Consider the following 24,240-nt stretch of genomic DNA (forward strand, 5'->3'; position numbering starts at 1 on the left):
CCGCTTCCCGAAAGCTGCGCTAGCTCTCCGCCTTGAACTTTTTGGCCTCTGCGAGAAGCTTCTGCCGGTCACGGTGTCCCAAACGTTCGATCAGTTCCCGCGCCTGTAGTGGCGAAAGATCCGAGTTCTCGGCGAGAAACTTGATATCCTCATCTTCAGTCAATGGAGCCGGGTTTTGCTCTTGCTCAGTCATGATGGTTTCCTCAATCGATTGGCTTTTGATAAGCTTGTGCGGCTGGGCTTCCTCGTCATATCCAGAACGTAGTGGCGTAACCGATGCAGATGATCGCGAGAATGACCATCCACCAGATCAGATAGATACGGCCTTCCTGCAATCCACGGCGCCGTTCAGATTCCGCTTTCTGACCGCCCGGCGCTCGATAGACACGGGCACTATCGGTGGTTTTGTTGGGTGTAATCATCGCCATAAACCTCCCTGGCCCAACGATCTCGTAGAGCAAATGTTCCGGCGACCTCTTGCTGATTTCTTCCGGAGCCTCGGAATTCGACAACGCCGTTTTACTTTATAGACTTCGCCACGAAGGAACCGATCCCGGTCAAATAAGTTTCAATGGAGCGCTGTGTCGGCTTCCACTATCCTGGAGGAGGAATTGCCATGGAAAAGTTCTTCACTCGTCTCTCCCAGACCATCGCTGAACTGGCAGGGACATCCTATGCGTTCGGTGTTGCTTTGGGTTTCATTCTCATATGGGCCTGTTCGGGTCCGATATTTGGCTTTTCCGACACCTGGCAGCTTGTCATCAACACGGCCACAACAATCATCACTTTCCTGATGGTTTTTTTGATCCAGAATTCGCAAAATCGCGATTCCACGGCGGTGGAGGCGAAACTGGACGAAGTCATTCGTTGTCTGGAAGGGGCGCGTTCACAGCTTATCGGTATTGAGCACCTCACCGAAAGCGAAGTCGAAGCGATACGGACGGCAATTGAGGACGAAAACGGAGATCAAACTACCAAAGTGAATGTTGAGGAATTGCTGCGTAATGCGACCCGAAGAGCAAAACAATACCGCCCGAAATAGACTGCGTTCCCGCAAGCCCTTCGACAGAAACCGATTTGGTTCGAAACATATGTGGTTTTGAGAAGTTAGACCTCCCCAATTAATGGAGGCTGAACAATGGCAAATCCTTCACCGAAGCCCGGAACGACCGATCAAAAACCAAAATGGGAAGGTCCACCGGAAAACCGACCGCGCGGTTATGACCCGGCGGAAGATAATCCCGACAAACAACGCGATGCAGCGGGACACAGCCTGTCAGATCCCGACCGCAGAAATCTCTCCGATGCTTTAAGCGAGCCAAAGTCCAACACGACGAAGAAAAAAGGAGATGCGTAATGACGACGACTTCTCCAATCCCCATCCCTCTCAAGGCGCTCGCGCTGAATGCGACATTGAAAGGCAAGGCGGATCATACGCCGTCCTCGACCGATGAACTGTTACGCTATCTGGATTCTCATCTCATTCCATATGGGGTAGAGACCGAACATCTGCGATTGAGCGCATTCAATATCGAGCCGGGTGTGACATCCCGCGAAAGCGACGAGGATGAATGGCCCATGGTGCGGCAGAAGATTTTAGATTCGGACATTTTTATTCTCGGCACCCCGATCTGGCTCGGACAGCCATCCAGCATCTGTAAGCGTGTTTTGGAACGCATGGATGCCTTTCTTTCCGAAACAGACGACAAGAACCGGATGCCTTCCTATGACTGTGTTGCTGCGGTGGTTGTGGTTGGCAATGAGGATGGAGCTCATCACGTATCCGCCGAGCTATATCAGGCTTTGAACGATGTTGGTTTTACCTTGCCAGCGAATGCCGTCACCTATTGGGTGGCGAGGCGATGCAATCAACCAACTTCGTCGATCTCAACACAATTCCCGAAGTCGTTGTTTCAACGACGAAAATGGTCGCCGCAAATTGTGTCCATCTTGCCCATTTATTGAAGAACCACCCCTATCCAGGTAGCCATTAAAACATCATGGGCTGGCTTGGGTTGTCCGGTTCCGGCGAAGGTGGCCCGGGATCGGGAAGCGGCGGTATTTGTTCCGGTTCGTCAGGACCAATGGGATCTCCATCGGGCTGTGGTATGGTCTCCGGCGGCTGCTGGGGGACTTTTTCGGGCTCAGGCGATGGTATCTCCGGGGGATCGCCCGATTGCAATTCCAGAGCGTTCTTCTTGAATTGGGCAGCGTTTGCGGTATCGGGTTGCAGCGTTTTCATCGGATTTCCTTCCTCTTTTCCAGAAGGGCCGAACCTGTCGCAGAGGCGATTGTTCCGCCAGCTGTTTAACGTTTCTCCGGCTTTCCGTAAGCACTGCGCAATTCAGTTTTCGCCAGCTCCAATATTCGTTTGCGCTCTTTCGGCAGCTTTGTGCCAGCACGATTGATATAAAAAGTCAGCATCGACATCGCCGATTGGAATGGAGTGGTTTTGCGCTTTCGACTGTGATCGGCCGAACGTTTCAGGGAGAGCGCGATCTTCTTCGGATCATTATCTTCGAAAATATGCGGTTCCAGTGTCAGCGCATCGCTATGCTCGGTCACTTCTGCCGACCACTTTTTGGACTTGGTCATGCCTGCACCTCGATGATTTTAAGGGAACTGTTTGCCCTCAAAACCTATTACCATGGCAGATGTTCCAGCTTTTTTAGTCCGCGATCAGATCAATGGCTGCCACAAACGCTCATAAATCCCGTTTTCACGTATCTTTGGAGGAGATTGTTCATGGCAGATCATGATGCTGCAACCCGCAAAGACAAGTTGCGAACCGGAATTCCCTTCTGGATAAAAACTCCGAATTCCACGGTGCAAGTGGACCGGCATCTTCCCGATCAGTCTTTTGACGTTACCGTCATCGGCGCAGGCATCTCCGGGGCTTTGATGGCGGAAGCACTGACCCGCAGTGGAAAAAGCGTGTTGATCGTTGACCGCAGGCCACCTGTACGCGGATCAACTTCGGCGTCCACATCAATGATCCAGCATGAAATCGACATACCTCTCACGCAACTGCGCAGGAAAATCGGCGCCGCACCAGCCAATGCGGCCTGGCTCCGATCAGCGCAGGCTGTTCAGGACTTGATCGATTTGTCCGCCCGGCTTGAGATCAATTGTCAAATGCATCGCAAGTCAGCGCTCTATCTCGCAGGCAACAAGATGAGCGCTCAAGCATTGGCCAAGGAGGAGGAGGCGCGCAACGAGATCGGCATCAAAGCCGACTATCTCAACCGCGCAGCTCTGATTGCGCGCTTCGGACTGGATCGTCCCGCCGCGATTTTGTCGGATGTTTCCGCATCTGCCAATCCAGCACAGCTGACCGCCGGGCTTCTGCACAAGGCGCTGACGCGCAATGCCCATATTGTTTCTCCTGTCGAGATCACCGATATGGCTGAGATGCCCTCCGGCGTAGCTCTGGCGACCCGAAAGGGCGAAGTTCTGGTTGCGGAACATGCCGTGTTTTGCACCGGTTATGAATATCTCCCCCAGATGGAAACCAAATGGCACAGCATCACATCGACCTGGGCGATCGCTTCTAAGCCTATGTCTGGTGTGCCCCGTTGGATGCGCAACTTGCTCGTCTGGGAAGCTGCTGATCCCTATCTTTATTTGAGAACTGATGCATTTGGGCGCATCATCGCCGGGGGTGAAGACGAGCAGGCGCAAGAAAGCAGCCACGATCCAAAGAAGCTGGCATATAAAGCGGCCATCATCGCGAAAAAGCTGAAAGACCTCACCGGAATTGCGATCGATAAGCCAGATTATATCTGGTCCTCGCCATTCGGAATTACGAAAGATGGCTTGCCGATCATCGACCGTGTACCGGGATATGAACGCATATTCGCAGCCATGGGTTTCGGTGGCAACGGAATTACCTTTGCCATGATCGCATCGCAAAACATCACAGCCGCGATAACCGGCAAGCCGGTTCCTGATGGTGAACTTTTCCGATATCGCTGACGCGCGGACCTACAAAGGTATATCATAACGGAAGTGGGGAACCGAGCATTGTCAAAGTAAAGGCAGGCTGGACCGTTGAGTGGACAAATAAGGACCCGATGGCTCCTACCGCTGCAGTTCAAGGTGGATGGGAAATCATGATACCACCCGGGAAACGGGCGAGTAGGGTCATCACGGACAAAGCCAACATTGATTACTATTGCCGGTTTCATCCCAATATGAAGGGGCGAATTGAAGTCGTGTAGCTAAAACCCGCTTGTGCCAGTCCCTTTGATATCGTTGAGCCTGTTCAAATATAACGAGGGTGAACACAGTGCTGGAAACAGGCTGGGTTTACCCAAAAACTATCCCGTATAGAGGTTATTCTCGGCTTTCGTGCCCGCCGATCTGCGGAGGCGACTTTACCGTAACGTACTTCCCGTTCCGAATTTCATCATGCAGCCTCGGGTGACCGACCATAATCCCAGTGTTTGAACGCCCTCTGCATTTAGCGATGAAGTCAAGCAGCCTATGTTCTGGGCAATTGGTTTTTTGAACCGCCGCTCCAATAGTTCAACTTTCAACATCTGGCAAAAAGCCAAGCGCAATGAATCAAAGTGAAATGCGCCGGAAAATACCGGCGCATCTATCGTTTAGCTGCGAATAAAGGCGAGCAAATCGGCGTTAATCACATCTGCATTGACCGTTAGCATTCCGTGCGAGAAACCCGGATAGATGATCAACTTGCTGTTTTGCAGCAGCTTGTCTTGCATAAGCGCGGCAGTTTTATAGGGAACGACTTGGTCATCATCGCCCTGAAGCACTAGGGTCGGGACTGTAATCGCTTTCAAGTCCGCAGTCTGGTCAGTTTCCGAGAAGGCTTTTATGCCTTCATAATGCGCCTTGGCGCTGCCCATCATGCCCTGCCGCCACCAATTATCTATCACGCCTTGTGAAGGCTCCGCTCCCGTGCGGTTGAAGCCATAGAAAGGGCCGGCCGGCACATCGATGAAAAACTGAGCGCGATTGGCGGCGAGAGCGGCGCGAAAGCCATCGAACACCTCGATCGGAGTACCCTCAGGATTATTCTCTGTCTTCACCATCAGTGGTGGAACAGAGCTGACCAGCACGGCTTTGGCGACACGACCTTGTGGCTGGCCGTGTTGGGCGACATAACGAGCGACTTCGCCGCCGCCGGTTGAGTGGCCTATATGAATGGCATTGCGAAGATCGAGATGTTCCGCGACGGCCGAAGCATCGGCCGCGTAGTGATCCATATCGTGCCCTTCGCTGACCTGGCTCGACCGGCCATGGCCGCGACGATCGTGAGCAACAACGCGGAAGCCTTCCTTTAGGAAGAATAGCATCTGATTATCCCAATCGTCGGCGCTTAATGGCCAACCATGGTGGAAATGAATCGGCTGCGCATCCTTCGGGCCCCAATCCTTGTAAAAAATCTCTGTTCCATCCTTGGCTTTAACAAAAGTCACGGCAATTCTCCTTTGTTGTCGGGGATGATAAAGACGCATGCTATTCAGTTTTATGCACTGCACCGCAATTCAAACGTCATCCACCAAGAACAAGTCGCGGATGAATGGAGCTCAATGATTGTGTTGGTGCCAGTTGGTAGTGCGTACGCTACCCGCCCGACGGCGGACCGTCAGCGAAACTCTCAAGCCGATTTGAACCAATTATCTGTGACGCAAGCTCAGTTTGAGCTTTCATGCTTTGGTCCTCCGGTCAGGTATATACCTTTGATATAGAGCGGATAGATGCAGCATTCCCTTATTTAAGCTACACCACATAAATTGAAATTGGCAAGAGTGACATTAATTAATTGCAAAACTGACACAATCAACGAAGGCTCCCGCCTTCATTGCGCAGTAATTAAACTATATTTTATGGATTCCACCAAAATATATTTAAAATATAATAATTGATCAATAAATATTATACATGCTGCTATTTCCGGAAAAGCAAATATATCGGAATATGTACGTCTGGGGCAGACGCAGCAGAAAAATCCGTACTCAATGCAAACTTACGACGGAATTCACCCCAAACGGTCGATCACTTCACATATAAGTCGCGTGAACGCTTCAGATGCGCCAGCATTGCCGCCTCGGCGCCTTCAGCGTCATTTTCGGCCAAACGGTCTAGAATTTCGGTGTGCTCGGCAAGCGTGTATTTTTCCTTGCCGGTCCAGATCAGCATGTGTGTGTGGTATTCTTTCAGCCACGCCAGCATGGCTTCGCTGACCGCCACAAAGATCGGATTATCCAGTATCTTTGCTATGCGAATATGAAACTCCATATCCGCGGCGATGAACGCATTGGCATCACCCAATGACTGCCGTTGCCGTTCAATGATATCCCGCAATTCGGAAATATCGCGCGCAGTCACCTTCTGCGCCGCCTCACGTGCAACGCCGCGTTCAAAAAATATACGCGCGCTCTTCAGATGCTCGAGCGTCTCCATCGACTGCGCAAGCATGATCTTCGCGGTTGGGTCCACCTGTTGAAATATCGACCTTGCGGTGAGCTTGAGAACCTTCGCGCGCTCTCCATGCGAAATGCTGACCAAACCCATTTTTGCAAGCGACTGCATTGCCTCGCGGATTGCCGGACGCCCCACACCGAAGCGTTCCATCAAAACCCGTTCGGATGGCATTTCATCGCCCGGCAGCAATTCGCCCGACGTGATCATGGTTTCAAGCCGGTCAAAAACTTCGTCTGACAATTTACGGCGAACGATAGGTTCGATTGGCTGGGTCATGGCATCTCACTAGTCATGAGCTTTGTTCCCTTATGCATCTTCAACGGCGCAGATGAAAGCCGTTACCCACACCCACATGCAGGGGCTAACAATTTTTCCTCTTGCACATGTTGGAATACTCATTATACCAGTTTGCATTCAAACGCCATGCGCTTTTCGCTGGCGCGAGTAAAACAGCGAGTGACGGCAATTCCGATGAACATCCGCTTGACCTATCGCATAGAAAGCACCGGCAACATTGAGAAGATGGCGGCCAAGATCGCCAGCGATCAATCCACCGGCACTTTTGTTGCTGTTCCCGGTGAAACGGAGGAATTGAAGGCCCGCGTCGCCGCCAAGGTGCTGGATATCCGCCCTTTGGAAGACGCGCAGGTTCCAGCCTGGCCGGAACTGGAATGCGATCACGGCCCGATCAGGCGCGCCGATGTTGATATTGCTTTTCCGCTTGATGCGGTCGGCACCGATCTCGCCGCGCTCATGACCATCGCCATTGGCGGGGTCTATTCGATCAAGGGCATGACCGGTATTCGCGTCGTCGATATGAAATTGCCGCAGGCATTCCGTAACGCCCATCCTGGCCCGCAATTCGGTATTGAGGGAAGCCGCAAGCTCACCGGCGTTGAAAAGCGTCCGATCATTGGCACCATCGTCAAGCCCGCGCTTGGCCTGCGTCCCCATGAAACGGCGGAATTGGTGGGTGAGTTGATTGAATCCGGCGTGGATTTCATCAAGGACGATGAAAAACTGATGAGTCCTGCTTATTCCCCGCTGAAAGAACGCATTGCGGCAATCATGCCGCGCATTCTCGATCACGAACAGAAGACCGGCAAGAAGGTCATGTATGCCTTCGGCATCTCGCATGCAGACCCTGACGAGATGATGCGCAATCATGACCTGGTGCTCAAAGCGGGCGGCAATTGCGCCGTGATCAATATCAACTCCATCGGCTTCGGCGGCATGAGTTTCCTGCGCAAGCGCTCGGGTCTTGTTCTGCATGCGCATCGCAATGGCTGGGACGTTTTGACCCGCAATCCGGGTGTCGGCATGGATTTCCGCGTCTATCAGCAGTTCTGGCGCCTGCTCGGCGTCGATCAGTTCCAGATCAACGGCATCCGCGTGAAATATTGGGAGCCGGACGAAAGCTTCGTCTCGTCGTTCAAGGCGATCAGTACACCGCTCTTCGATCCGTCCGATTGCCCGCTGCCGGTTGCAGGCTCCGGTCAATGGGGCGGGCAGGCACCGGAAACCTTTGCACGCACAGGCCGTACCACGGACCTCCTCTATTTGTGCGGCGGCGGCATTGTCAGCCATCCCGGCGGACCGGCAGCAGGGGTTCGCGCTGTACAGCAGGCGTGGGAGGCCGCAGTGGCCGACATCCCGCTTGAGGTTTACGCAAAAGACCACCCCGAACTCGCGGCCTCGCTGGCGAAATTCGGCAATGGAGGCGAAGGATGACCAGCCTCGCTCCGCTGCTTTCCTATTACGGAGATGATCTGACCGGTTCCACGGATGTGATGGAAGCGCTCAGTTCGAATGGCATCGAAACTGTCTTGTTCATGAACAAGCCGGATGACGCGCTTCTATCGCGCTTTGGACATTGCCGGGCCATTGGTCTTGCAGGCACCAGCCGCAGCGAAACCCCGGATTGGATGGATGCGCATCTGACACCCGCCTTCGCCTGGCTGCGTAGCCTCAATGCCGCAATTTGCCACTACAAGGTCTGTTCCACTTTCGATTCCGCGCCGCATGTCGGCAATATCGGCAAGGCGAGCGAGATCGGCAAATCGGTCTTTCAGCAGGCTTATGTTCCGCTGATCGTCGGTGCGCCGCAACTCAAGCGCTACACATCCTTCGGCAATCTCTTTGCAGCCTATCAGGGTGAGACCTACCGGATTGATCGCCATCCGGTGATGAGCCGTCATCCGGTGACGCCGATGCATGAAGCAGATCTGCGTTTGCATCTGGCCCAACAAACGACATTGAAAGCCGAATTGGTTGATAGTGCAGCGCTGGCCGCATCTGAAGCGGATAAGCGTATCGACGCGATCACGCAAAAGGCGACCGGCATGGTGCTGTTCGATGTGGATAGCACCGAAAGCCAGTTGCGCGCAGGGGAACAACTCTGGCGTTTACGTGCCCCTCAGGGCTGGTTTGTTGCCGGTTCCTCGGGCATCGAATATGCGCTGCTTGCCGCATGGCGGGAGGCGGGCCTGATCGGCGCGCGGAAAGATTTTCCGCTGCCGGGCAAAGTGGATCGTATCGCCGTGGTGTCGGGCAGCGTTTCGCCGACAACAGAAAGACAAATCCGCACCGCAACCGCAGCCGGTTTTGTCGGCATCGATCTCGATCCGCTCGAACTCCTTGGCGAAAATGCCGCGCGGGCGACTGAAACCGCCGTCGCACATGCGCAAAAAACCTTGCAGGCTGGCAGAAGCGTCATTCTCAACACGGCGCTCGGCCCCTCTGCTGATCGCGGTCGCGAAATCGACCGTATCGCCGGGAGCCGCCATCGACTGGCGCGCATTCTGGGCTCGATCCTGCGCAGTCTGGTTGAGCGCGAAAAACTGCCGCGCGCCGTAATAGCTGGTGGCGACACGTCCAGTCACGCCCTGCGCGAGCTGCATGTCGATGCGCTGACCACGCTGCTGCCGCTTCCGCAAACACCCGGCTCGCCGCTTTGCACTGCGCATGGTGGCGATACTGCGACCAATGGCCTGCAAATCGCACTGAAAGGCGGACAGGTCGGCGCTGACAATTATTTCAGCCAAATACGCGACGGTTTACCCAACTGAAATCTGGAATACTCATTGACTGGTTATACCAGTTAAGTTACCAAAGACACCGGAGGAAAATTCAACCATGACAGCAATCGCTTTGTTCGGCGCAGGCGGCAAGATGGGTTACCGTCTGGCCAAGAACTTGAAGGGCTCGCGCTTCGACGTCCGCCATATTGAAGTCAGCGATGCAGGCAAGGCGCGTCTGAAGAACGATCTGGGCATCGATACAGTCGATGCCGATCAGGGCCTTGCAGGCGCCGAGGTTGTCATTCTGGCCGTGCCGGACACCCTCATCGGAAAAGTGGCCGCAGGCATTATCGACAAGCTGAAGCCCGGCACCATGGTGATCGCGCTTGACGCGGCAGCTCCCTTCGCAGGTCATCTGCCCGAACGCGCCGACCTGACCTATTTCGTCACCCACCCATGCCATCCGCCGATCTTCAACGACGAGACGGACATGCAGGCAAAGAAGGATCATTTCGGTGGTCTTTTCGCCAAGCAGCATATCGTTTCGGCGCTCATGCAGGGGCCGGAAACGGATTACGTGCTGGGCGAAGAAATCGCAAAGGTGATCTGGGCCCCCGTCATGCGCTCGCATCGCGTCACGGTCGAACAGATGGCGATGCTGGAGCCGGGCCTTTCGGAAACCGTCTGCGCCTCGCTTCTCGTCGTCATGCGCCAGGCAATGGACGAATGCGTGCGGCGTGGCGTACCGGAAGAAGCGGCCCGCGATTTCCTGCTCGGCCATATGAATGTTCTGGGCGCGGTCATCTTCAAGGAAGTCGACGGCGTATTCTCGGATGCCTGCAACAAGGCAATCGAGTTCGGCATACCCGCGCTGATGCGCGACGACTGGAAAAACGTGTTTGAACCGCAGGAGATCGCCGAAAGCATTCGCCGTATCACCTGATAATCAACGGGAGGGTCAAGCGCCCTCCTTCACTGCCCTGCTGGGAACAGGGCTGAACACACTGGGAGGAAATTATGGAATTCACACGCAGGAAACTGACGCGCGGTATCGCGCTGGCCATCGTCGCTGGTGCGCTGTCGGCAGGCACAGTCATGCCAGCCTGGGCGGCGGACCTCATCGCGATCATCACGCCGTCACACGACAATCCGTTCTTCAAGGCTGAGGCCGTGGGCGCAGAGGCAAAAGCCAAGGAACTTGGCTATGAAACGCTGATCCTCGTTCACGACGACGACGCAAACAAGCAATCTCAGCTCGTCGATACGGCAATCGGGCGTGGCGCCAAGGCGATTATTCTGGACAATGCCGGTTCCGAAGCGTCTATCGCTGCCGTACAGAAGGCGAAGGATGCAGGCATTCCATCCTTCCTGATCGACCGTGAAATCAATGCGACCGGCATTGCCGTCTCGCAGATTGTTTCCAACAACTATCAGGGCGCCCAGCTCGGCGCGGAAGAATTCGTCAAGCTGATGGGTGAAAAAGGCAATTACGTGGAATTGCTTGGCCGCGAAGCCGATCTCAATGCCGGCATACGCTCCAAGGGCTATCACGACGTTATCGACGACTATCCGGATATGAAGATGGTCGCACAGCAGTCGGCCAACTGGAGCCAGCCGGAAGCCTTCACCAAAATGCAGAGCATTCTGCAGGCCAATCCGGACATCAAAGGCGTGATTTCAGGCAACGATACGATGGCGATGGGCGCTTGGGCGGCTCTCGAAGCTGCCGGTCGTAAGGACGTGATCGTCGTCGGCTTCGACGGCTCCAACGATGTACGCGATTCCATCAAGGCTGGCGGCATCAAGGCCACCGTCCTGCAGCCAGCTTACGCGCAGGCGCAAACCGCTGTCGTTCAGGCTGACGAATTCATCAAGTCGGGCAAAAAGCCTGCTGAAGAGAAGCAGTTGATGGATTGCGTGCTGATCAATGGCGACAACGCGGAAAAGCTCGAAACCTTCGCTTTGAAGGATTGAGCCCCGGAAAGTTGAGAGCCGGGAGCCTTAATGCTCCCGGCATATTCCCCATACCGAGGATATCTTCATGTCAGTGCTGAAGTCAGCGTCCATCGTTGTGCTGGCCTGTGGTGTTGCGCTTTCGGGCTGCAAGATCATCAAGACGCCAACAGCTGAGGAAGCCGCAGCTGCCCGCGGTGACAATTTCAACCCGGACCGCTCGGTTGCCGACATCTGGGATTCCAAGGTCAAACCGTTCTTCGCGGAAAAGACCGTGACGCTTGATGAAGTCATGACGGCAGCCAATACCGACGCTGACGCGGCGGGAAACAAATTCGGCCACCGCGAAAAGCAGGGCAACGCGCCTTGGACCTTTGCAACCAGGCTGGAAGGTACGGTCGTTGGCGCCGAGACCAAATCGCGGGCTGCCTATGTCGATGTGGACAGCAATGGCGATGGCAAGGCGGATGCGCGTGTTCAGATCGGGCCAACCGTTCGCGGAACGGCCATTCGCGACAGCTTGAGCTTTGTAAACTTCAACGAATTCCGCAACCAGATCGAATGGGCGCAGTTCGGGAAATCGTTCAATATCCGCGTCAACGACGAAGTTTTGTCGAAGCTGCCACGCGAAAATCTGGTCGGCATGAAAGTAAAGGCCAGTGGCGCCTTCGCCATGCCATCTAAGGGCCAGTTACCGCTTTTCACGCCCGTATCCATTGCGCTGGAGAAGTGAGCCATGGAAACGGAACAGCCAACCAAAGACGATATCGTCCTCAAGCTTGAAGACGTATCGAAAGTCTATTCGGGGATCGTCGCCGTCAAACGCGCCAATCTCGAATTGCGACGCGGATCGGTCAATGTGCTGGTGGGCGAGAACGGCGCTGGCAAATCCACATTGATGAAGATCATCGCCGGTGTTGAGCGCCCGACCATGGGCAAGATCATTCTCGACGGTGAACCGGTGGTTTTCGACAGTCCTGCCGATGCGCAAAAGTGCGGCATCGCGATGATCTTTCAGGAACTCAATCTGTTCGCCAATATGTCCGTGGCCGAGAATATTTTCGCCACCCGTGAGATCATGCGCGGAGTACGCGGCATCGATCACAAGGCGCAGGTCCAAAAGGCCAACGAATATCTCAAGCGTCTGGATGCTGGCATCGATGCCAATATGCTGGTTTCCGATCTTCCCATCGGCCAGCAGCAATTGGTGGAAATCGCCAAAGCCATTTCACTTGATGCGCGCATCGTCATCATGGACGAACCGACATCTGCGCTCTCAGCCGCCGAGGTCGATATTCTCTTCAAGGTCATCGCCGAACTCAAAAGCCAAGGCGTCGCCATCGTCTACATTTCGCATCGTCTGGAAGAACTGATGCGCATTGGCGATTACATCACTGTGCTGCGCGATGGCAAGATCACCGGGCAGGAAGAAGTCAGGAACATCGATACGCAATGGATCGTGCGTTCCATGATCGGCTCCGATGCCAAGGATTTTGCCAAATCGGTGAACCACACGATAGGCGAAGAGCGGTTCCGCGCCGAAAACATCACCCTGCCCCGCGCCACAGGCGGCCTTGCCGTCGATAATGTGTCCTTGTCGGTCCACGCCGGTGAAGTTCTGGGAATATACGGCCTTATGGGTGCGGGCCGTTCCGAGTTTTTTGAATGCGTCATGGGTCAGCACCGCCATTCGACCGGCCATATTTTCATAGACGGGCAGGAAGTGACCGAGCGCGATACGACACGCCGCATAAGGCGTGGACTTGCGCTTATTCCCGAAGACCGTCAGCGCGAGGGTCTGGTGCAGGTTCTGTCGATTGCCAGCAACCTGACAATGGCCAGTCTCGATCGGCTTACGAAACTGTTCCACATTGCGCCGAAGCGTGAGAAGGAAGCCGTCAGGCAGGCCATCAAGGATCTCGCCATCAAAGCCCCGAACCCGGATTTCGAAGTGACTTCGATGTCGGGTGGCAACCAGCAGAAGGTTGTGATCGGCAAAGCGCTGATGACCAATCCGAAAGTGCTTTTGATGGACGAGCCATCACGCGGCATCGACGTTGGCGCAAAAGCGGATGTTTTCCGCACCATGCGTCGCCTCGCTGGCGACGGCTTGGCCATCCTGTTTTCAACCTCCGATCTGGAAGAAGTCATGGCCTTATCCGACCGCATCGCCGTGCTCAGCAATGGCAAGCTGATTGCCATCTTTGACCGCGAGCATGCGACGGAAGCCGATATCATAGCGGCCTCGGCCAAGGGCCACGGCCATAACCACGATCTGCAAACCAAGGAACTCGCGTCATGACAGCCAAAACCGCCACGGCAGCCACTGACCCAACCTTTTCGAGCGGATCGGCCTTGCTGACGCTGATGAAGCTGCGGACATTCATTGCGCTTTTTGCAGTTTTCATCTTTTTCTCCTTCGCCGCACCGAACTTCCTCTCGACAGCCAATCTCATTTTGATGTCGAAACACGTGGCGCTGAACGCCTTTCTCGCCATGGGCATGACTTTCGTCATCATCACGGGCGGGATCGACTTGTCTGTCGGTTCGATTGTCGGCCTGTGCGGCATGGTCGCTGGTGGTCTTTTGATCTACGGCATCGATCTGGGGATCGGTTATACGATCTATTTCAATGTGATCGAGATATCGCTCATCACACTGGCTGTAGGTGTCGCGGTCGGCTTCATCAACGGGCTCCTGATTACCAGACTCAACGTGGCGCCATTCATCGCAACACTTGGAACCCTATATGTCGCGCGCGGCCTTGCTCTGTTGTCATCTGACGGCCAGACCTTCCCGAACCTCGTCGGGCGAGAAGATCTCGGCACCACCGGCTTCGGCTTTCTCGGCGCGGGCAGCATCCTCGGCTTGCCGGTTTCCATCTGGCTTCTGATCGTCGTTGCATTGGGCGCAGCCTATGTCGCCCGGTACACGCCGTTGGGACGACAGATTTTCGCGGTGGGTGGCAATGAACGCGCAGCGCGCATGTCCGGTATCCGCGTCGACCGCGTAAAAATGTTCGTCTACATGTTTTCGGGCTTTTGCGCCGCCATTGCCGGTCTTATCATTTCGTCTGAACTGATGGCTTCGCACCCGGCAACTGGAAACTCTTTTGAACTCAATGCCATCGCGGCGGCCGTTCTGGGTGGAACCTCCATGTCGGGCGGGCGCGGTACCATCGGTGGAACGATTATCGGCGCTTTCGTGATCGGGATTCTTTCTGATGGTCTGGTCATGATGGGGGTGTCGTCCTTCTGGCAGATGGTCATCAAGGGGCTCGTCATCATCATCGCCGTGGTTGTAGACCAGGCACAGCGCCGCCTTCAGCAGCGCGTCACGCTCATGCAAATGGCAAAGGCAGGATAATGACCGAATTCAAGGGCGCGCTCATCGGCTGCGGCTTCTTCGCAATCAACCAAATGCACGCCTGGAACGATGTTACCGGCGCAAAAATCGTGGCGATCTGCGACCGCGACCCCGAGCGACTGAAGATCGTTGGCGATCAGTTCGGGATCGAACGTCGCTATACCGATGCCGAGGCGCTGTTTGCCGATGGAAATATCGATTTTGTCGATATAGCCACGACAGTTGGAAGCCATCGCATGCTGGTTGAAATGGCCGCTGCACATAAAGTACCCGCCATCTGCCAAAAGCCCTTTGCCAAGAAGCTTGAGGACGCTAAGGCCATGGTGAGAACGTGCCAAGATGCCGGTGTTCCTTTGATGGTTCACGAGAATTTCCGCTGGCAGACACCGATACAGGCCGTTCGGAAAGCACTCGATAGCGGCGCGATAGGCGATCCCTTTTGGGGGCGTTTTTCCTTCCGCTCTGGCTTCGACGTCTTCTCAGGCCAGCCGTATCTTGCGGAAGGCGAGCGCTTCATCATCGAAGACCTCGGCATTCACACGCTCGATATTGCGCGCTTTATTCTCGGTGATGTAGCAAGCCTCGTCGCGCGGACCAAACGCGTGAACCCGAAGATTAAGGGCGAGGACGTCGCGACCATTTTGCTCGACCATGAAAATGGCGCCACATCCGTCGTCGATGTCAGCTATGCGACCAGACTTCAGGTTGACCCCTTCCCGGAAACCCTCATCGAACTGGATGGCACAGCAGGCTCAATCCGGCTTTATCAGGGATACCGTCTGGAAGTCATCAATGCCAGAGGCACAACCGTTTCGGACGTTTCACCCAAACTGCTGTCCTGGGCATCGCGTCCCTGGCACAATATTCAGGAGAGCGTCTTCGCGATCCAGCAACACTGGATCGACAAACTTGCCTCCGGCGCGGAAACATCAACGTCGGGTGCCGATAATCTCAAAACCTTCGCGCTGGTGGATGCAGCTTATGACAGTGCGGCCAGCGGCAACCGCGTCGATGTGAAGGCTATGCTGGGATGAGCAGCGTCGATCCGTTTCTGCTTTATGGCACGGAAGAAACCGATGCCCGGCCACTGCACCTGCAAGCTGGGCGTCTCGCAGTCGATCTGAGCGATGGGAATTTGCGCTGCATCACCTATGATGGTGTCGAAGTGCTGCGCGCGGTGTCTTATCTCGTACGCGACCGCGACTGGGGGACATATGCCCCTTCTATTCGCGACTTCACCGTAGAGAGAAACGCCGCTGGTTTTACTGTCGCCTATCAGGCCTATGTCAGCGGTCCCAGCGATAGCGAGCTATTGGTTGCTGTGACCATATCGGCAGATACTGGTGGCACACTAACATTCGACGCTGTGGCTACAACGACAACCGGCTTCGAAACCAACCGCTGCGGCTTTTGTATTCTGCATCCGATTGTCGGGCTTGCCGGTTCGCCGGTTACGGTGGAACATGTCGATGGAACGCATGTACAGAACCATCTGCCCGATCTCATCGAGCCGTGGCAACCATTTAAGGATATGCGCGCCATCACCCATGAAGCCCTTCCGGGTGTGTTGGTCGAATGCCGTATGGAAGGCGATGTCTTCGAGATGGAGGATCAGCGCAACTGGTCCGATGCCTCCTATAAAACCTATGTGCGCCCTCTCGCGCTGCCTTGGCCCTATCGGATTGAAGCCAACGAACCAATCCATCAGCGGGTCGTATTGACCATCCACGATAAGCGGTCGAGTGCATCCACTGCCGTCACTTCAAACACCGAACCAGTGTTCATTACGTCTGACGACGCGCGCGGCATCATGCCAAGTATCGGCATCATCATCACTCCGGAAGAAGCCAAGGCGAGCCTTGCTTCGTCCGGCCTGCTAAGCGAAATCTCTCCGCAGGATTTGCTGTTCCATTACGATCCACACGCCGGACATGACGCAACAGCATTTGCAGACTTTGCTGCTCTTGCCGCTGGATATAAGGGGCGCACATCGCTGGAGATCGCACTTCCCTGTGAAGGGTCACTCATCGACGAAACCACCCAGATTGCGACGCAAATGAAAGCAGCAGGCTTTGCGCCCGACGCTATCATTGTCTCACCGTCAATAGATCGCCAGTCCACGCCGCCCGGCAGCGCTTGGCCGCCTTGCCCACCACTGGAAGAAGTCTATAACGCCGCGCGCACCGCTTTTCCGGGTGCTAACCTCGGCGGCGGTATGCTGAGCTATTTCACGGAATTGAACCGCAAGCGCGTGCCGGGCGCCCTGATCGATTTTGTGACGCATTGCACCAATCCAATCGTGCATGCCGCCGACGACCTGAGCGTCATGCAAACACTGGAGGCGCTGCCCTTCATTACGCGTTCGGTACGCGCCATTTATGGCGACAAACCCTACCGCATCGGCCCATCGACCATTCCCATGCGCCAGAATCCCTATGGGAGCCGGACAATGGACAACCCCGATGGCAAACGCATCGCCATGGCCAATCGCGATCCGCGCCATAACGGTAAATTCGCAGAAGCATTTGCCTTTGCCTATGCAGCGCGGGTGCTAGATGCAAATCTCGACTGTCTGACGCTATCAGCATTGACCGGCCCCTTCGGGCTGGTTGCGCATGAAAACGAACCCACGCCTGCGGGGCGTACACGCCCGATTTTCAACAGCGTGAAAGCCTTGTCCGCACTGGCCGGAAAAGAATGGCGCGCCTATCATTCATCCCGCCCGGCCCACGTTCTTGCCTTCGCGGTTGAGAGTGGACTTTGGCTCGTGAATGTCACGCCAGAAGAGCAGAGCGTCAGCATAGAAGGTAAGAGGGCGTTTTCGCTCGAACCCTATAGAGTTCTATCAATACCGCTTTAAGCCAAAGCGCGGAAAGTAGTGGATACGCGACATTCTCCCAGTCGCGTATCCTTGGAAGTTCAGCGCCTCTTTGCGGGCCGCGCCGCCAAAATGACATTGTGGCGCTTGGCGAGTTCTGCGGTCACCGCTTCAATTTCCTCAGCCTTGCGGGCTTCGTCCCAACCCAGTTCCAGCGCCAGAATATCCGCAATCGCAGCCAGATTATCGGCGGTCAGCGCGCCGTCAATGGCAAGCGTTGTGCGACGCAGCACAACATCAGCCAAATGAACCACCAGTTCATTGCGAGCGATCCAGGCAATCTCGGCGCGGCTCACCGTATCCGTCTCGGGCAAATAGGTGACACCGACTTTGGCTTCGTCCCGGATGATGGAGCCCGCTGTCGTGCCGTAACGCTTGAGCAATAGCTCGACACGCGCAGCTTCAAGGCCCGTTGTACTTGCCTGTTTTGCGACCCACGCACGGCGCGCATTGTCATCCAGCGGGTAATCCTTACCGCCGCCGATTGCGAGATTGCGCGTCGAGCGGAGGCGCGTGCGTTGCAACCGTCGCAAGACCGTGTCCGCAACCTCTTCGGCAAACCCCCGGAACGTCGTCCATTTGCCCCCTACCAGCGAGATGATTGCGAATGGACGCGCCGCATCGGGCTCAATCACCGGCGCCGAGTGATCGCGGCTGATCAACCCCGGTTCTGAGGCACTGGACGCAGGCAGCGGGCGAATACCGCTATAGGTGTAGACAATCTGATTGCGGTCGAACTGCAATTTCGGCAGCAGTGAACGCAGGCTTTCAATGAAATAATCTGTCTCATCGTCCTCGCAGCGCACATTGTCCGGATCGTCGGAAGGAATGTCGGTCGAACCGACCAGCGCAAGACCATGATAGTCGTAAACAAGGCAGATACGACCGTCATCGGCCTCGAAATAAATCATCCTTCCAGCAAGGCTTTTCACCAGTTCGGGATGGTCGATCAGAATATGCGATCCCTTGGTGCCGCCGATCATCTTGGTGGGTTTACCAAGCGCAGAATTCACCCGGTCAATCCACGGGCCGGCCGCGTTGATCACAAGCTTCGGCCTGACTGAGAATGCCGCGCCGTCTGGACCTTCAAAGCTGATTGCCCCATCACCGGCTTTGACCAAGGCTGTGAAATTCGCAGCTGCACTTTTTGAATTGGCCTGAAGTCCGTCACTGACCAGTTCATAGACCAGCCGCTCGGGTCGGCTGACCTTGGCGTCATGATAGATACCGCCCGCAACAATCGCGGGCGTTATGTACGGCATTTCCTGCGTTGCGGTCTTCTTCAGGAGAAAACGGTGGTGCGGCATGACGCGCTCACGCGCACCGAAATAATCATAGAGGCCAAGGCCGATCTTGATCAGCACGGCACCGCGACTGCGCGGCGCAGTCGTGGAACCGAACAATGTGCGCAAGGCCGCGGTGATCCCTTTGGTCCACGAGAACACAGGAATAAACGTCGGCAGCGGCTCAACATTATGCGGCGCGTTTTTCAAAAGCAGGTTTCGTTCCAGAGTGGATTGCGCAACCAGACCGAATTCCCCGGTTTCCAGATATTTCAAACCACCATGGATCAGCCGCGACGGCGCAGCACTGGTGCCCGATCCAAAATCGCCTTTGTCGACGATAAGGCAGTTCACGCCTTGTTCGCACAAATCCCGGTACAGCCCCGCACCGTTGATGCCCGCGCCAAGAATAAGGACGTCAACACCGTCCGCTTCCAGTTGGGCGATGCGGTTCTTCATTTCGGCAGGGCCTACGAAACTGTTCATTTCACCGTCTTTACATCTGTTGTCTGCGCAATCGCGCAACATGCGTTCGTTCTGTCGTCAATCCGAAAGAGCTTCAATTTTCGGCCATAATGGCCCAAGCGCCGAGGCAATTTCCTTGAACAGTGCGAAGCGTTTTTTATATTGCGTGCTGCGCTCCACATCTGGAGTATAAGTGCAGCCGATGGCATCGAGATCGCGCGGATCGCTATAAACGTCAGCAAAAACACCCGCACCTTTGCCCGCGCAAAGCGCTGCGCCCCAAGCTGCTGCCTCATCCGTCTCAGTGACGGTCACCGGCATCCCAAGCACATTGGCAAACATTTGCGCAAAGGCCGGGCTGCGCGATACGCCGCCCGTCAACCGCGCAGCGGAGATGGCGAACCCTTCCTTGAGATGATCGACATGGATGCGGTGATTAAAGGCAATCCCTTCCCATACGGCGCGCAGCATATCACCGCGTTCCTGCCAGCCGCGCAGACCAAAAAAAGCGCCGCTTGCCATGGCGCCATAAGGCGAACCAAAAAGATAAGGATGGAACAATGCTGTTGAGGGCTTTGCCAGTGCAGCATCTATTTCCGGGCGCAACATGTCGTGGATCGAGCGACCTGTCTCTTCCGATAGACGCCGCTCGGATGGGCAGAGCTTATCGAGAAACCAGTCGTAATTTGCCGTTGACGCTGGCGAGATCGACATGTTGTTCCATTCCCCCGGCGCGATACCGTTGCGGCAAAACCAGTTCGGATTCACATGCGGTTCGGAGGATAGTGTCTCGTTGATCGAATAGGTTCCCGCGACCACCGCCACAGTGCCCATCTTCAGCCCGCCGACGCCAAGCGCCGATGCCGTAACATCGTGCAAACCACCGACAACCGGCGTTCCGGCAACAAGACCGGTGCGCGCCGCGCAAGCCGCAGAAACGCCACCCACGATCTCGTCCGAACGCGACATGGGTGGCAACGCGTTCCAAAGGGCTTCCAGTCCGAACAATGCAAGCGCGTCGCGTGAATAATCCTGTCTCTGCACATCCGTGAAGGAGGTGGACGCTTCGGTCCGATCCGTTCCAACCTCGCCGGTCAGGCAGAACCGGAGCCAGTCCTTGCAGGCGATGACATGTGCGATACGACTGAAGCGCTCAGGCTCGTTTTCTTTCACCCAGGCGAGAATGGCCGAAGGTGCGGAAGCATGCGGCAATTGTCCGGTAATGGCGATGGACTGTTCTGCGACGGCACCGTTCACCCAGTTTTCCGCAATATCGACAGCGCGGCTATCCAGCGACAGAATGCCCGCGCCGAGCGGGCGGTGTTCACTGTCGAGCATATAAATACCGTCGCCATGAGCAGTGGTGGCGATGGCCAGAATATCGGAAGCAGGCCTGCCGCTCGTGGCAATCGCTTCGGCAATCGCGTCCGCGGTGGCATTCCAGAATTCGTCCATGTCACGCTCGACGTGACGGGGATGCGGAAACGACTGGGCGACACGGCGGCGCGCGACTGACAGCGTCCTGCCGTCAATGTCGAACAATACGGCTTTCGTGACGGTCAGTCCGCTATCGATTCCCAACAGGCAGGGCATGGATCGTATTCCTGGTATGGTAATGCAGGCTCGGCAAAACGCGTTCGCCGCGATTTTGTTATTCTTTCTGACCGCCCGAACGGGCGATGACGACATTTATTTCCTGTGACTGCATATGTTCGATATGCGCCTCGGGCGTGTTTTCATCGACGATAACCACATCGAAATCGCTCAGAGCGCCGAAATTGTGCAAAGCGCGCCGTTCGAATTTCGTGTGGTCGGCCAGAAGCACACTTTTCGCCGCGCATTCGCGCATCGCTCTTTTGGTTTCAACCATTTCGGTCGATTGATGAAACAACAGATCGTCGGTGATCGCGGCGATCGAGATGAACGCCACATCGGCACGCAGGCGACGGATTTCATGGATCGTCATGCCGCCGACAAAGGCATTGCACCAGTTGTAAAGCTGCCCACCCAGACCGATCAGCGTTATGTCCTGCATATCGCGAACTTCGTTCATCAGGATCAGCGAATTGGTAATAACAGTCAACGGCGTCTTGGCCTGAAGATGCGGCACCATTTGCAGAACAGTGGTCGAGTCATCCAGAAAGATGGCTTGCCCCGGTTCGACAAATTGCATCGCGGCTTCCGCGATCAGTTTCTTTTCTTCCGACTGCCGCGACACCCGGTAAAGATCGCTTGCTTCGATCAGGCTGGTGGGTGCTGCGGAAACGACCCCGCGCGTCTTGCGAAAAAGTCCCCGGCTGACAAGTTCATCGACATCACGATGCGCCGTCATCAGGCTGATGCCGAAACGCTCGGTCAAATCTTCGATCCGCATCGACCCCTCGGCCATCACAGTCTCCGCGATCTGCTGGCGGCGAACCAGCTGACGCGCATGCCGACTGTCGTTCGGCACTTGATCTGTCATCAGATTGTCAATGCTTGCCTTGTTGCTCACCGTCATGCCTGCCATCCGTTCCCAGCCATTATTTCGTTGTCACTGACAGGTTCTGGCGGACTACGCCAGACAAAAAGGGGAACGATATCCAGAGCGCCGGTTAGAGCCGGCGCTCCGGTCTATGCTCTTACTGCTCGAGAACGAACGGAGCCGTATATTTGTCGACATTATCCTTGGTGATCAGGAAGCAATCGAAAAGCTGCTTTTCCTGATCAACACCGGTCTTGCCGGTCTTGATGAAGCTGTCAGCCTGCTTGACGGCAGCTTCCGAGAAAATGGCAACCGGCTGCAGCACGGTGTACTGAAGCTCACCGGCCTTGATCGCAGCGACCGCATCCGGCGAACCATCGAAACCGCCGACCTTGACCTGTTCCAGCTTGCCAGCCTTCTTCAGAGCAGCGATTGCACCAAGAGCCATTTCGTCGTTACCGGAGATGACACCGATAATGTCGGGATTGGCCTGCAACAGGGCCTGCATCTTGTCGTGGCCCTGAGTGCGGTTCCAGTTGGCAACGTCTTTACCGGCCTTCACCAGATCTGGATACTGCGACAGGACCGTTTCGTAACCATTCGAGCGGGTTGCCGCATTGTTGTCCGATGGTGCACCGAACAATTCGACATATTTGCCCTTGTCGCCAACGCTTTCAACCCACTGCGTTGCGCCGATTGCAGCGCCCTGCGCGTTGTTGGAAACGAGCTGTGCCTTGGCAAGACCTTCCTGATTGATTTCGGCGTTGACGAGGAACACCGGAATGCCTGCTGCGACAGCGCGCTTGACCGCCCCAACCGAGCCGTCAGCATTTGCCGGATCAAGAATGATCGCAACCGACTTGTTGGTGATCGCAGTGTCGATCAGGTTGCTTTCGGTGTTGGTGTCGCCCTTGTGACCGCCAACGACAGCCGAATAGCCCAGGCCTTCAGCCGTCTTCTTGGCGATTTCACCTTCGGTGTACCAGTATGGGTTCGAAGGGTCGTTGACGATGATCGTCATCAGACCTTCGGCCCAGGCAGCGCTGGCGATAAGCGGCAGTGCCGCTGCAGCAGCGAACAGAACGCGCATACCCTTCTTAAACATGTCTCACTCCCGTAACATTTTTGTTTGTGTTGTGCCGGTTGCCCGGCGGGTATCATTTCCATTGGGCGAGGCTTTTGAGGTTGATCGCCGTCTTGGAACCTTTCGATACGCCCTTGGAATACGGCCCATCCGAAATCGGACCTGGCCCTATTCCTATCGTCGGGAGTATTGAATGCTGTTGAGCAGAACCGCGAGCACGATCACCGCGCCGGTAAAGACGGTCTGCCAATAGGAGGATACGCCGATGATCACCAGACCGTCGGAGAGGAAGCCGATAACGAAGGCGCCGAGCAGCGTACCCTGAATGGTGCCGCGTCCGCCTGTCAGCGCCGCGCCCCCGATGACGACAGCCGCGATTGCCGTCAATTCGTAGGTTGTACCGGCGGTTGGACCAGCAGAGGTCAGCTGCGACGACAGGACGAGACCGGCAATGGCAGCGCAGATGCCCGAAATCACATAAACGGAAATCTTGACCCGCTTGACCGGAACACCTGAAAGTTCTGCCGCCCGCTCGTTTCCGCCCGAAGCATAGAGCCAGCGACCGAACGCAGTGCGATTGAGAACGACCGCGCAGATGATCGCCAGCACAGCCAGAACCAGAACGCCAATCGGAACGCCGAAAAGCGTGTTGAAACCGAGCCAATCAAAGCCGGTATTCCCCAGTTCCGGACGGCCACCAAGATTGTTGTAGGTCAGACCATTCGTCATCAGCAAGGCGACACCGCGAGCACAATAGAGCACGCCAAGCGTGGCCACGAAGGCTGGAACCCGCAGATAGGCAATCAGCACGCCATTAACAGCGCCGACAAACGCCCCCAATGCACAGGTGATGATGACCACGGCCCAGACAGGGAAATACAGAATGATGCCGAATTCCTGCAGCGTCACGCCCTGCATCAGGAAACCCGCAACGACGCCTGCAAGCCCCAGTGTGGAACCGACGGAAAGATCGATGCCGCCATTCAGGATCACCAGCAACATGCCAATCGCCAGCAACCCGAAAATGGCCACATGCGAAGACATGATGAGGAAATTGTCGACCGTGAAATAATAGGGCGATAGGAACGAAAAGGCAGCGATGATTGCGATCAAAGCAAAAAATGCACGACCTTCGAGCAGCAGATGCACGATATTGGTTTTCCGCTTTGCCCCGCCTGGGGTTGCCGCTTTGTCTTTTGTGCTCGTGACTGACATTCTATCAGTGCTCCATAACTAAAGCATTCCAGCGATCTGGTAACATCAGATCAGGTGCT

At 55.6% G+C, this 24,240-nt stretch carries 23 protein-coding genes and 1 pseudogene; 13 read left to right on the plus strand and 11 right to left on the minus strand.

All coding sequences use genetic code 11. The features are described 5' to 3' along the window. Positions 1–19: 19 nt before the first annotated feature. Both FIC94_RS22490 and FIC94_RS22495 read right to left on the minus strand, forming a co-directional pair. The gene (locus tag FIC94_RS22490) at positions 20–193 is read right to left on the minus strand and encodes a hypothetical protein (RefSeq protein ID WP_167836116.1); all 174 of its coding nucleotides are present in this window, start codon (positions 191–193) and stop codon (positions 20–22) included. Positions 194–248: 55 nt separating this feature from the next. Beyond that, positions 249–422: a hypothetical protein gene (locus FIC94_RS22495; protein ID WP_180918034.1), complete on the minus strand. Its 174-nt coding sequence runs from the start codon at positions 420–422 to the stop codon at positions 249–251. Positions 423–616: 194 nt separating this feature from the next. Here FIC94_RS22495 and FIC94_RS17235 point away from each other — a divergent pair, with 194 nt between their 5' ends. The 3 genes and pseudogenes from FIC94_RS17235 to FIC94_RS17245 all read left to right on the plus strand — a co-directional run bounded on the left by FIC94_RS17235 (position 617) and on the right by FIC94_RS17245 (position 1,994). Continuing rightward, positions 617–1,042, plus strand: a complete 426-nt coding sequence (locus FIC94_RS17235) for a low affinity iron permease family protein (RefSeq protein WP_140025708.1) — start codon at positions 617–619, stop codon at positions 1,040–1,042. Positions 1,043–1,138: 96 nt separating this feature from the next. Next, complete coding sequence (locus FIC94_RS17240; protein WP_140025710.1) at positions 1,139–1,357, plus strand: hypothetical protein; 219 nt, start codon at positions 1,139–1,141, stop codon at positions 1,355–1,357. A gap of 23 nt (positions 1,358–1,380) precedes the next feature. Next, positions 1,381–1,994 (plus strand): annotated as a pseudogene (locus FIC94_RS17245) (flavodoxin family protein). Here the strand turns inward: FIC94_RS17245 and FIC94_RS17250 are convergent. Then, positions 1,991–2,242, minus strand: coding sequence for a chitin-binding protein (locus tag FIC94_RS17250; RefSeq protein WP_180918036.1), 252 nt, complete (start codon positions 2,240–2,242; stop codon positions 1,991–1,993). The pseudogene FIC94_RS17245 and the gene FIC94_RS17250 sit on opposite strands and share 4 nt — an antisense overlap. A 65-nt stretch (positions 2,243–2,307) precedes the next feature. After that, entirely contained in the window at positions 2,308–2,595 is a 288-nt protein-coding gene (locus tag FIC94_RS17255; protein ID WP_109365888.1) for a DUF3175 domain-containing protein, read from the minus strand. Positions 2,596–2,745: 150 nt separating this feature from the next. On the opposite strand from FIC94_RS17255, the gene FIC94_RS17260 reads away from it, so the two are divergent. Continuing rightward, a complete protein-coding gene (locus tag FIC94_RS17260; protein ID WP_140025863.1) occupies positions 2,746–3,975 on the plus strand; it encodes an NAD(P)/FAD-dependent oxidoreductase in 1,230 nt (409 codons plus the stop codon). 632 nt (positions 3,976–4,607) lie between these two features. Here FIC94_RS17260 and FIC94_RS17265 read toward each other — a convergent pair. Further along, positions 4,608–5,483, minus strand: a complete 876-nt coding sequence (locus FIC94_RS17265) for an alpha/beta fold hydrolase (protein ID WP_210237305.1) — start codon at positions 5,481–5,483, stop codon at positions 4,608–4,610. A gap of 541 nt (positions 5,484–6,024) precedes the next feature. After that, complete coding sequence (locus tag FIC94_RS17270) at positions 6,025–6,729, minus strand: transcriptional regulator NanR (RefSeq protein WP_140025713.1); 705 nt, start codon at positions 6,727–6,729, stop codon at positions 6,025–6,027. 195 nt (positions 6,730–6,924) lie between these two features. Between FIC94_RS17270 and oiaX the strand changes: the two genes are divergently transcribed. The 9 genes from oiaX to apnL all read left to right on the plus strand — a co-directional run bounded on the left by oiaX (position 6,925) and on the right by apnL (position 17,652). Beyond that, positions 6,925–8,184 (plus strand): 3-oxo-isoapionate-4-phosphate decarboxylase OiaX, encoded by a 1,260-nt coding sequence (gene oiaX / locus FIC94_RS17275; protein ID WP_140025716.1) that lies wholly within the window; start codon positions 6,925–6,927, stop codon positions 8,182–8,184. Then, positions 8,181–9,521 carry a four-carbon acid sugar kinase family protein gene (locus tag FIC94_RS17280; protein WP_140025717.1) on the plus strand — a complete coding sequence of 447 codons (1,341 nt, stop codon included), beginning with the start codon at positions 8,181–8,183 and terminating at the stop codon, positions 9,519–9,521. Before oiaX ends, FIC94_RS17280 begins: the two co-directional genes overlap by 4 nt. Positions 9,522–9,588: 67 nt before the next feature. Continuing rightward, the gene (locus FIC94_RS17285; RefSeq protein ID WP_140025718.1) at positions 9,589–10,416 is read left to right on the plus strand and encodes a phosphogluconate dehydrogenase C-terminal domain-containing protein; all 828 of its coding nucleotides are present in this window, start codon (positions 9,589–9,591) and stop codon (positions 10,414–10,416) included. Between the two features lie 74 nt (positions 10,417–10,490). Then, positions 10,491–11,447, plus strand: coding sequence for a D-ribose ABC transporter substrate-binding protein (locus tag FIC94_RS17290; protein WP_109365880.1), 957 nt, complete (start codon positions 10,491–10,493; stop codon positions 11,445–11,447). Positions 11,448–11,514: 67 nt separating this feature from the next. Then, entirely contained in the window at positions 11,515–12,159 is a 645-nt protein-coding gene (locus FIC94_RS17295) for a DUF2291 family protein (protein ID WP_140025719.1), read from the plus strand. A gap of 3 nt (positions 12,160–12,162) precedes the next feature. After that, positions 12,163–13,728 (plus strand): sugar ABC transporter ATP-binding protein, encoded by a 1,566-nt coding sequence (locus tag FIC94_RS17300; protein WP_140025720.1) that lies wholly within the window; start codon positions 12,163–12,165, stop codon positions 13,726–13,728. Then, complete coding sequence (locus FIC94_RS17305) at positions 13,725–14,792, plus strand: ABC transporter permease (RefSeq protein WP_109365877.1); 1,068 nt, start codon at positions 13,725–13,727, stop codon at positions 14,790–14,792. The genes FIC94_RS17300 and FIC94_RS17305 overlap by 4 nt, the downstream gene beginning before the upstream one ends. Further along, on the plus strand, positions 14,792–15,826 hold the full coding sequence (locus FIC94_RS17310) for a Gfo/Idh/MocA family protein (RefSeq protein WP_140025721.1): 1,035 nt from the start codon (positions 14,792–14,794) through the stop codon (positions 15,824–15,826). The genes FIC94_RS17305 and FIC94_RS17310 overlap by 1 nt, the downstream gene beginning before the upstream one ends. After that, on the plus strand, positions 15,823–17,652 hold the full coding sequence (gene apnL / locus FIC94_RS17315; protein WP_140025722.1) for a D-apionate lactonase: 1,830 nt from the start codon (positions 15,823–15,825) through the stop codon (positions 17,650–17,652). The genes FIC94_RS17310 and apnL overlap by 4 nt, the downstream gene beginning before the upstream one ends. Before the next feature lie 59 nt (positions 17,653–17,711). Here apnL and FIC94_RS17320 read toward each other — a convergent pair whose 3' ends face one another. From FIC94_RS17320 to FIC94_RS17340, 5 genes are all read right to left on the minus strand, one after another. Beyond that, entirely contained in the window at positions 17,712–19,439 is a 1,728-nt protein-coding gene (locus FIC94_RS17320) for a glycerol-3-phosphate dehydrogenase/oxidase (protein WP_140025723.1), read from the minus strand. A gap of 57 nt (positions 19,440–19,496) precedes the next feature. Continuing rightward, a complete protein-coding gene (locus FIC94_RS17325; protein WP_140025724.1) occupies positions 19,497–21,011 on the minus strand; it encodes an FGGY-family carbohydrate kinase in 1,515 nt (504 codons plus the stop codon). 58 nt (positions 21,012–21,069) lie between these two features. Beyond that, positions 21,070–21,918: a DeoR/GlpR family DNA-binding transcription regulator gene (locus FIC94_RS17330; RefSeq protein WP_121538992.1), complete on the minus strand. Its 849-nt coding sequence runs from the start codon at positions 21,916–21,918 to the stop codon at positions 21,070–21,072. Between the two features lie 121 nt (positions 21,919–22,039). Beyond that, positions 22,040–22,987, minus strand: coding sequence for a D-ribose ABC transporter substrate-binding protein (locus FIC94_RS17335; RefSeq protein ID WP_109365872.1), 948 nt, complete (start codon positions 22,985–22,987; stop codon positions 22,040–22,042). A 153-nt stretch (positions 22,988–23,140) separates the two neighbouring features. Continuing rightward, a complete protein-coding gene (locus FIC94_RS17340) occupies positions 23,141–24,181 on the minus strand; it encodes an ABC transporter permease (protein WP_109365871.1) in 1,041 nt (346 codons plus the stop codon). Positions 24,182–24,240: the final 59 nt, after the last annotated feature.

It is taken from the genome of Ochrobactrum teleogrylli, assembly GCF_006376685.1.
Lineage (GTDB): Bacteria > Pseudomonadota > Alphaproteobacteria > Rhizobiales > Rhizobiaceae > Brucella > Brucella teleogrylli.

What these genes read in the sequence shown, in the direction of transcription:
- FIC94_RS22495 (WP_180918034.1), bottom strand. Translation starts at nt 422, where the DNA reads ATGATTACACCCAACAAAACCACCGATAGTGCCCGTGTCTATCGAGCG.
- FIC94_RS17280 (WP_140025717.1), top strand. Translation starts at nt 8,181, where the DNA reads ATGACCAGCCTCGCTCCGCTGCTTTCCTATTACGGAGATGATCTGACC.
- FIC94_RS17235 (WP_140025708.1), top strand. Translation starts at nt 617, where the DNA reads ATGGAAAAGTTCTTCACTCGTCTCTCCCAGACCATCGCTGAACTGGCA.
- FIC94_RS17260 (WP_140025863.1), top strand. Translation starts at nt 2,746, where the DNA reads ATGGCAGATCATGATGCTGCAACCCGCAAAGACAAGTTGCGAACCGGA.
- FIC94_RS17320 (WP_140025723.1), bottom strand. Translation starts at nt 19,439, where the DNA reads ATGAACAGTTTCGTAGGCCCTGCCGAAATGAAGAACCGCATCGCCCAA.
- oiaX (WP_140025716.1), top strand. Translation starts at nt 6,925, where the DNA reads ATGAACATCCGCTTGACCTATCGCATAGAAAGCACCGGCAACATTGAG.
- FIC94_RS17290 (WP_109365880.1), top strand. Translation starts at nt 10,491, where the DNA reads ATGGAATTCACACGCAGGAAACTGACGCGCGGTATCGCGCTGGCCATC.
- FIC94_RS17310 (WP_140025721.1), top strand. Translation starts at nt 14,792, where the DNA reads ATGACCGAATTCAAGGGCGCGCTCATCGGCTGCGGCTTCTTCGCAATC.
- FIC94_RS17270 (WP_140025713.1), bottom strand. Translation starts at nt 6,729, where the DNA reads ATGACCCAGCCAATCGAACCTATCGTTCGCCGTAAATTGTCAGACGAA.
- FIC94_RS17295 (WP_140025719.1), top strand. Translation starts at nt 11,515, where the DNA reads ATGTCAGTGCTGAAGTCAGCGTCCATCGTTGTGCTGGCCTGTGGTGTT.
- FIC94_RS22490 (WP_167836116.1), bottom strand. Translation starts at nt 193, where the DNA reads ATGACTGAGCAAGAGCAAAACCCGGCTCCATTGACTGAAGATGAGGAT.
- FIC94_RS17305 (WP_109365877.1), top strand. Translation starts at nt 13,725, where the DNA reads ATGACAGCCAAAACCGCCACGGCAGCCACTGACCCAACCTTTTCGAGC.
- FIC94_RS17330 (WP_121538992.1), bottom strand. Translation starts at nt 21,918, where the DNA reads ATGACGGTGAGCAACAAGGCAAGCATTGACAATCTGATGACAGATCAA.
- FIC94_RS17340 (WP_109365871.1), bottom strand. Translation starts at nt 24,181, where the DNA reads ATGTCAGTCACGAGCACAAAAGACAAAGCGGCAACCCCAGGCGGGGCA.
- FIC94_RS17250 (WP_180918036.1), bottom strand. Translation starts at nt 2,242, where the DNA reads ATGAAAACGCTGCAACCCGATACCGCAAACGCTGCCCAATTCAAGAAG.
- FIC94_RS17325 (WP_140025724.1), bottom strand. Translation starts at nt 21,011, where the DNA reads ATGCCCTGCCTGTTGGGAATCGATAGCGGACTGACCGTCACGAAAGCC.
- FIC94_RS17335 (WP_109365872.1), bottom strand. Translation starts at nt 22,987, where the DNA reads ATGTTTAAGAAGGGTATGCGCGTTCTGTTCGCTGCTGCAGCGGCACTG.
- FIC94_RS17285 (WP_140025718.1), top strand. Translation starts at nt 9,589, where the DNA reads ATGACAGCAATCGCTTTGTTCGGCGCAGGCGGCAAGATGGGTTACCGT.
- FIC94_RS17300 (WP_140025720.1), top strand. Translation starts at nt 12,163, where the DNA reads ATGGAAACGGAACAGCCAACCAAAGACGATATCGTCCTCAAGCTTGAA.
- FIC94_RS17240 (WP_140025710.1), top strand. Translation starts at nt 1,139, where the DNA reads ATGGCAAATCCTTCACCGAAGCCCGGAACGACCGATCAAAAACCAAAA.
- FIC94_RS17255 (WP_109365888.1), bottom strand. Translation starts at nt 2,595, where the DNA reads ATGACCAAGTCCAAAAAGTGGTCGGCAGAAGTGACCGAGCATAGCGAT.
- apnL (WP_140025722.1), top strand. Translation starts at nt 15,823, where the DNA reads ATGAGCAGCGTCGATCCGTTTCTGCTTTATGGCACGGAAGAAACCGAT.
- FIC94_RS17265 (WP_210237305.1), bottom strand. Translation starts at nt 5,483, where the DNA reads ATGCGTCTTTATCATCCCCGACAACAAAGGAGAATTGCCGTGACTTTT.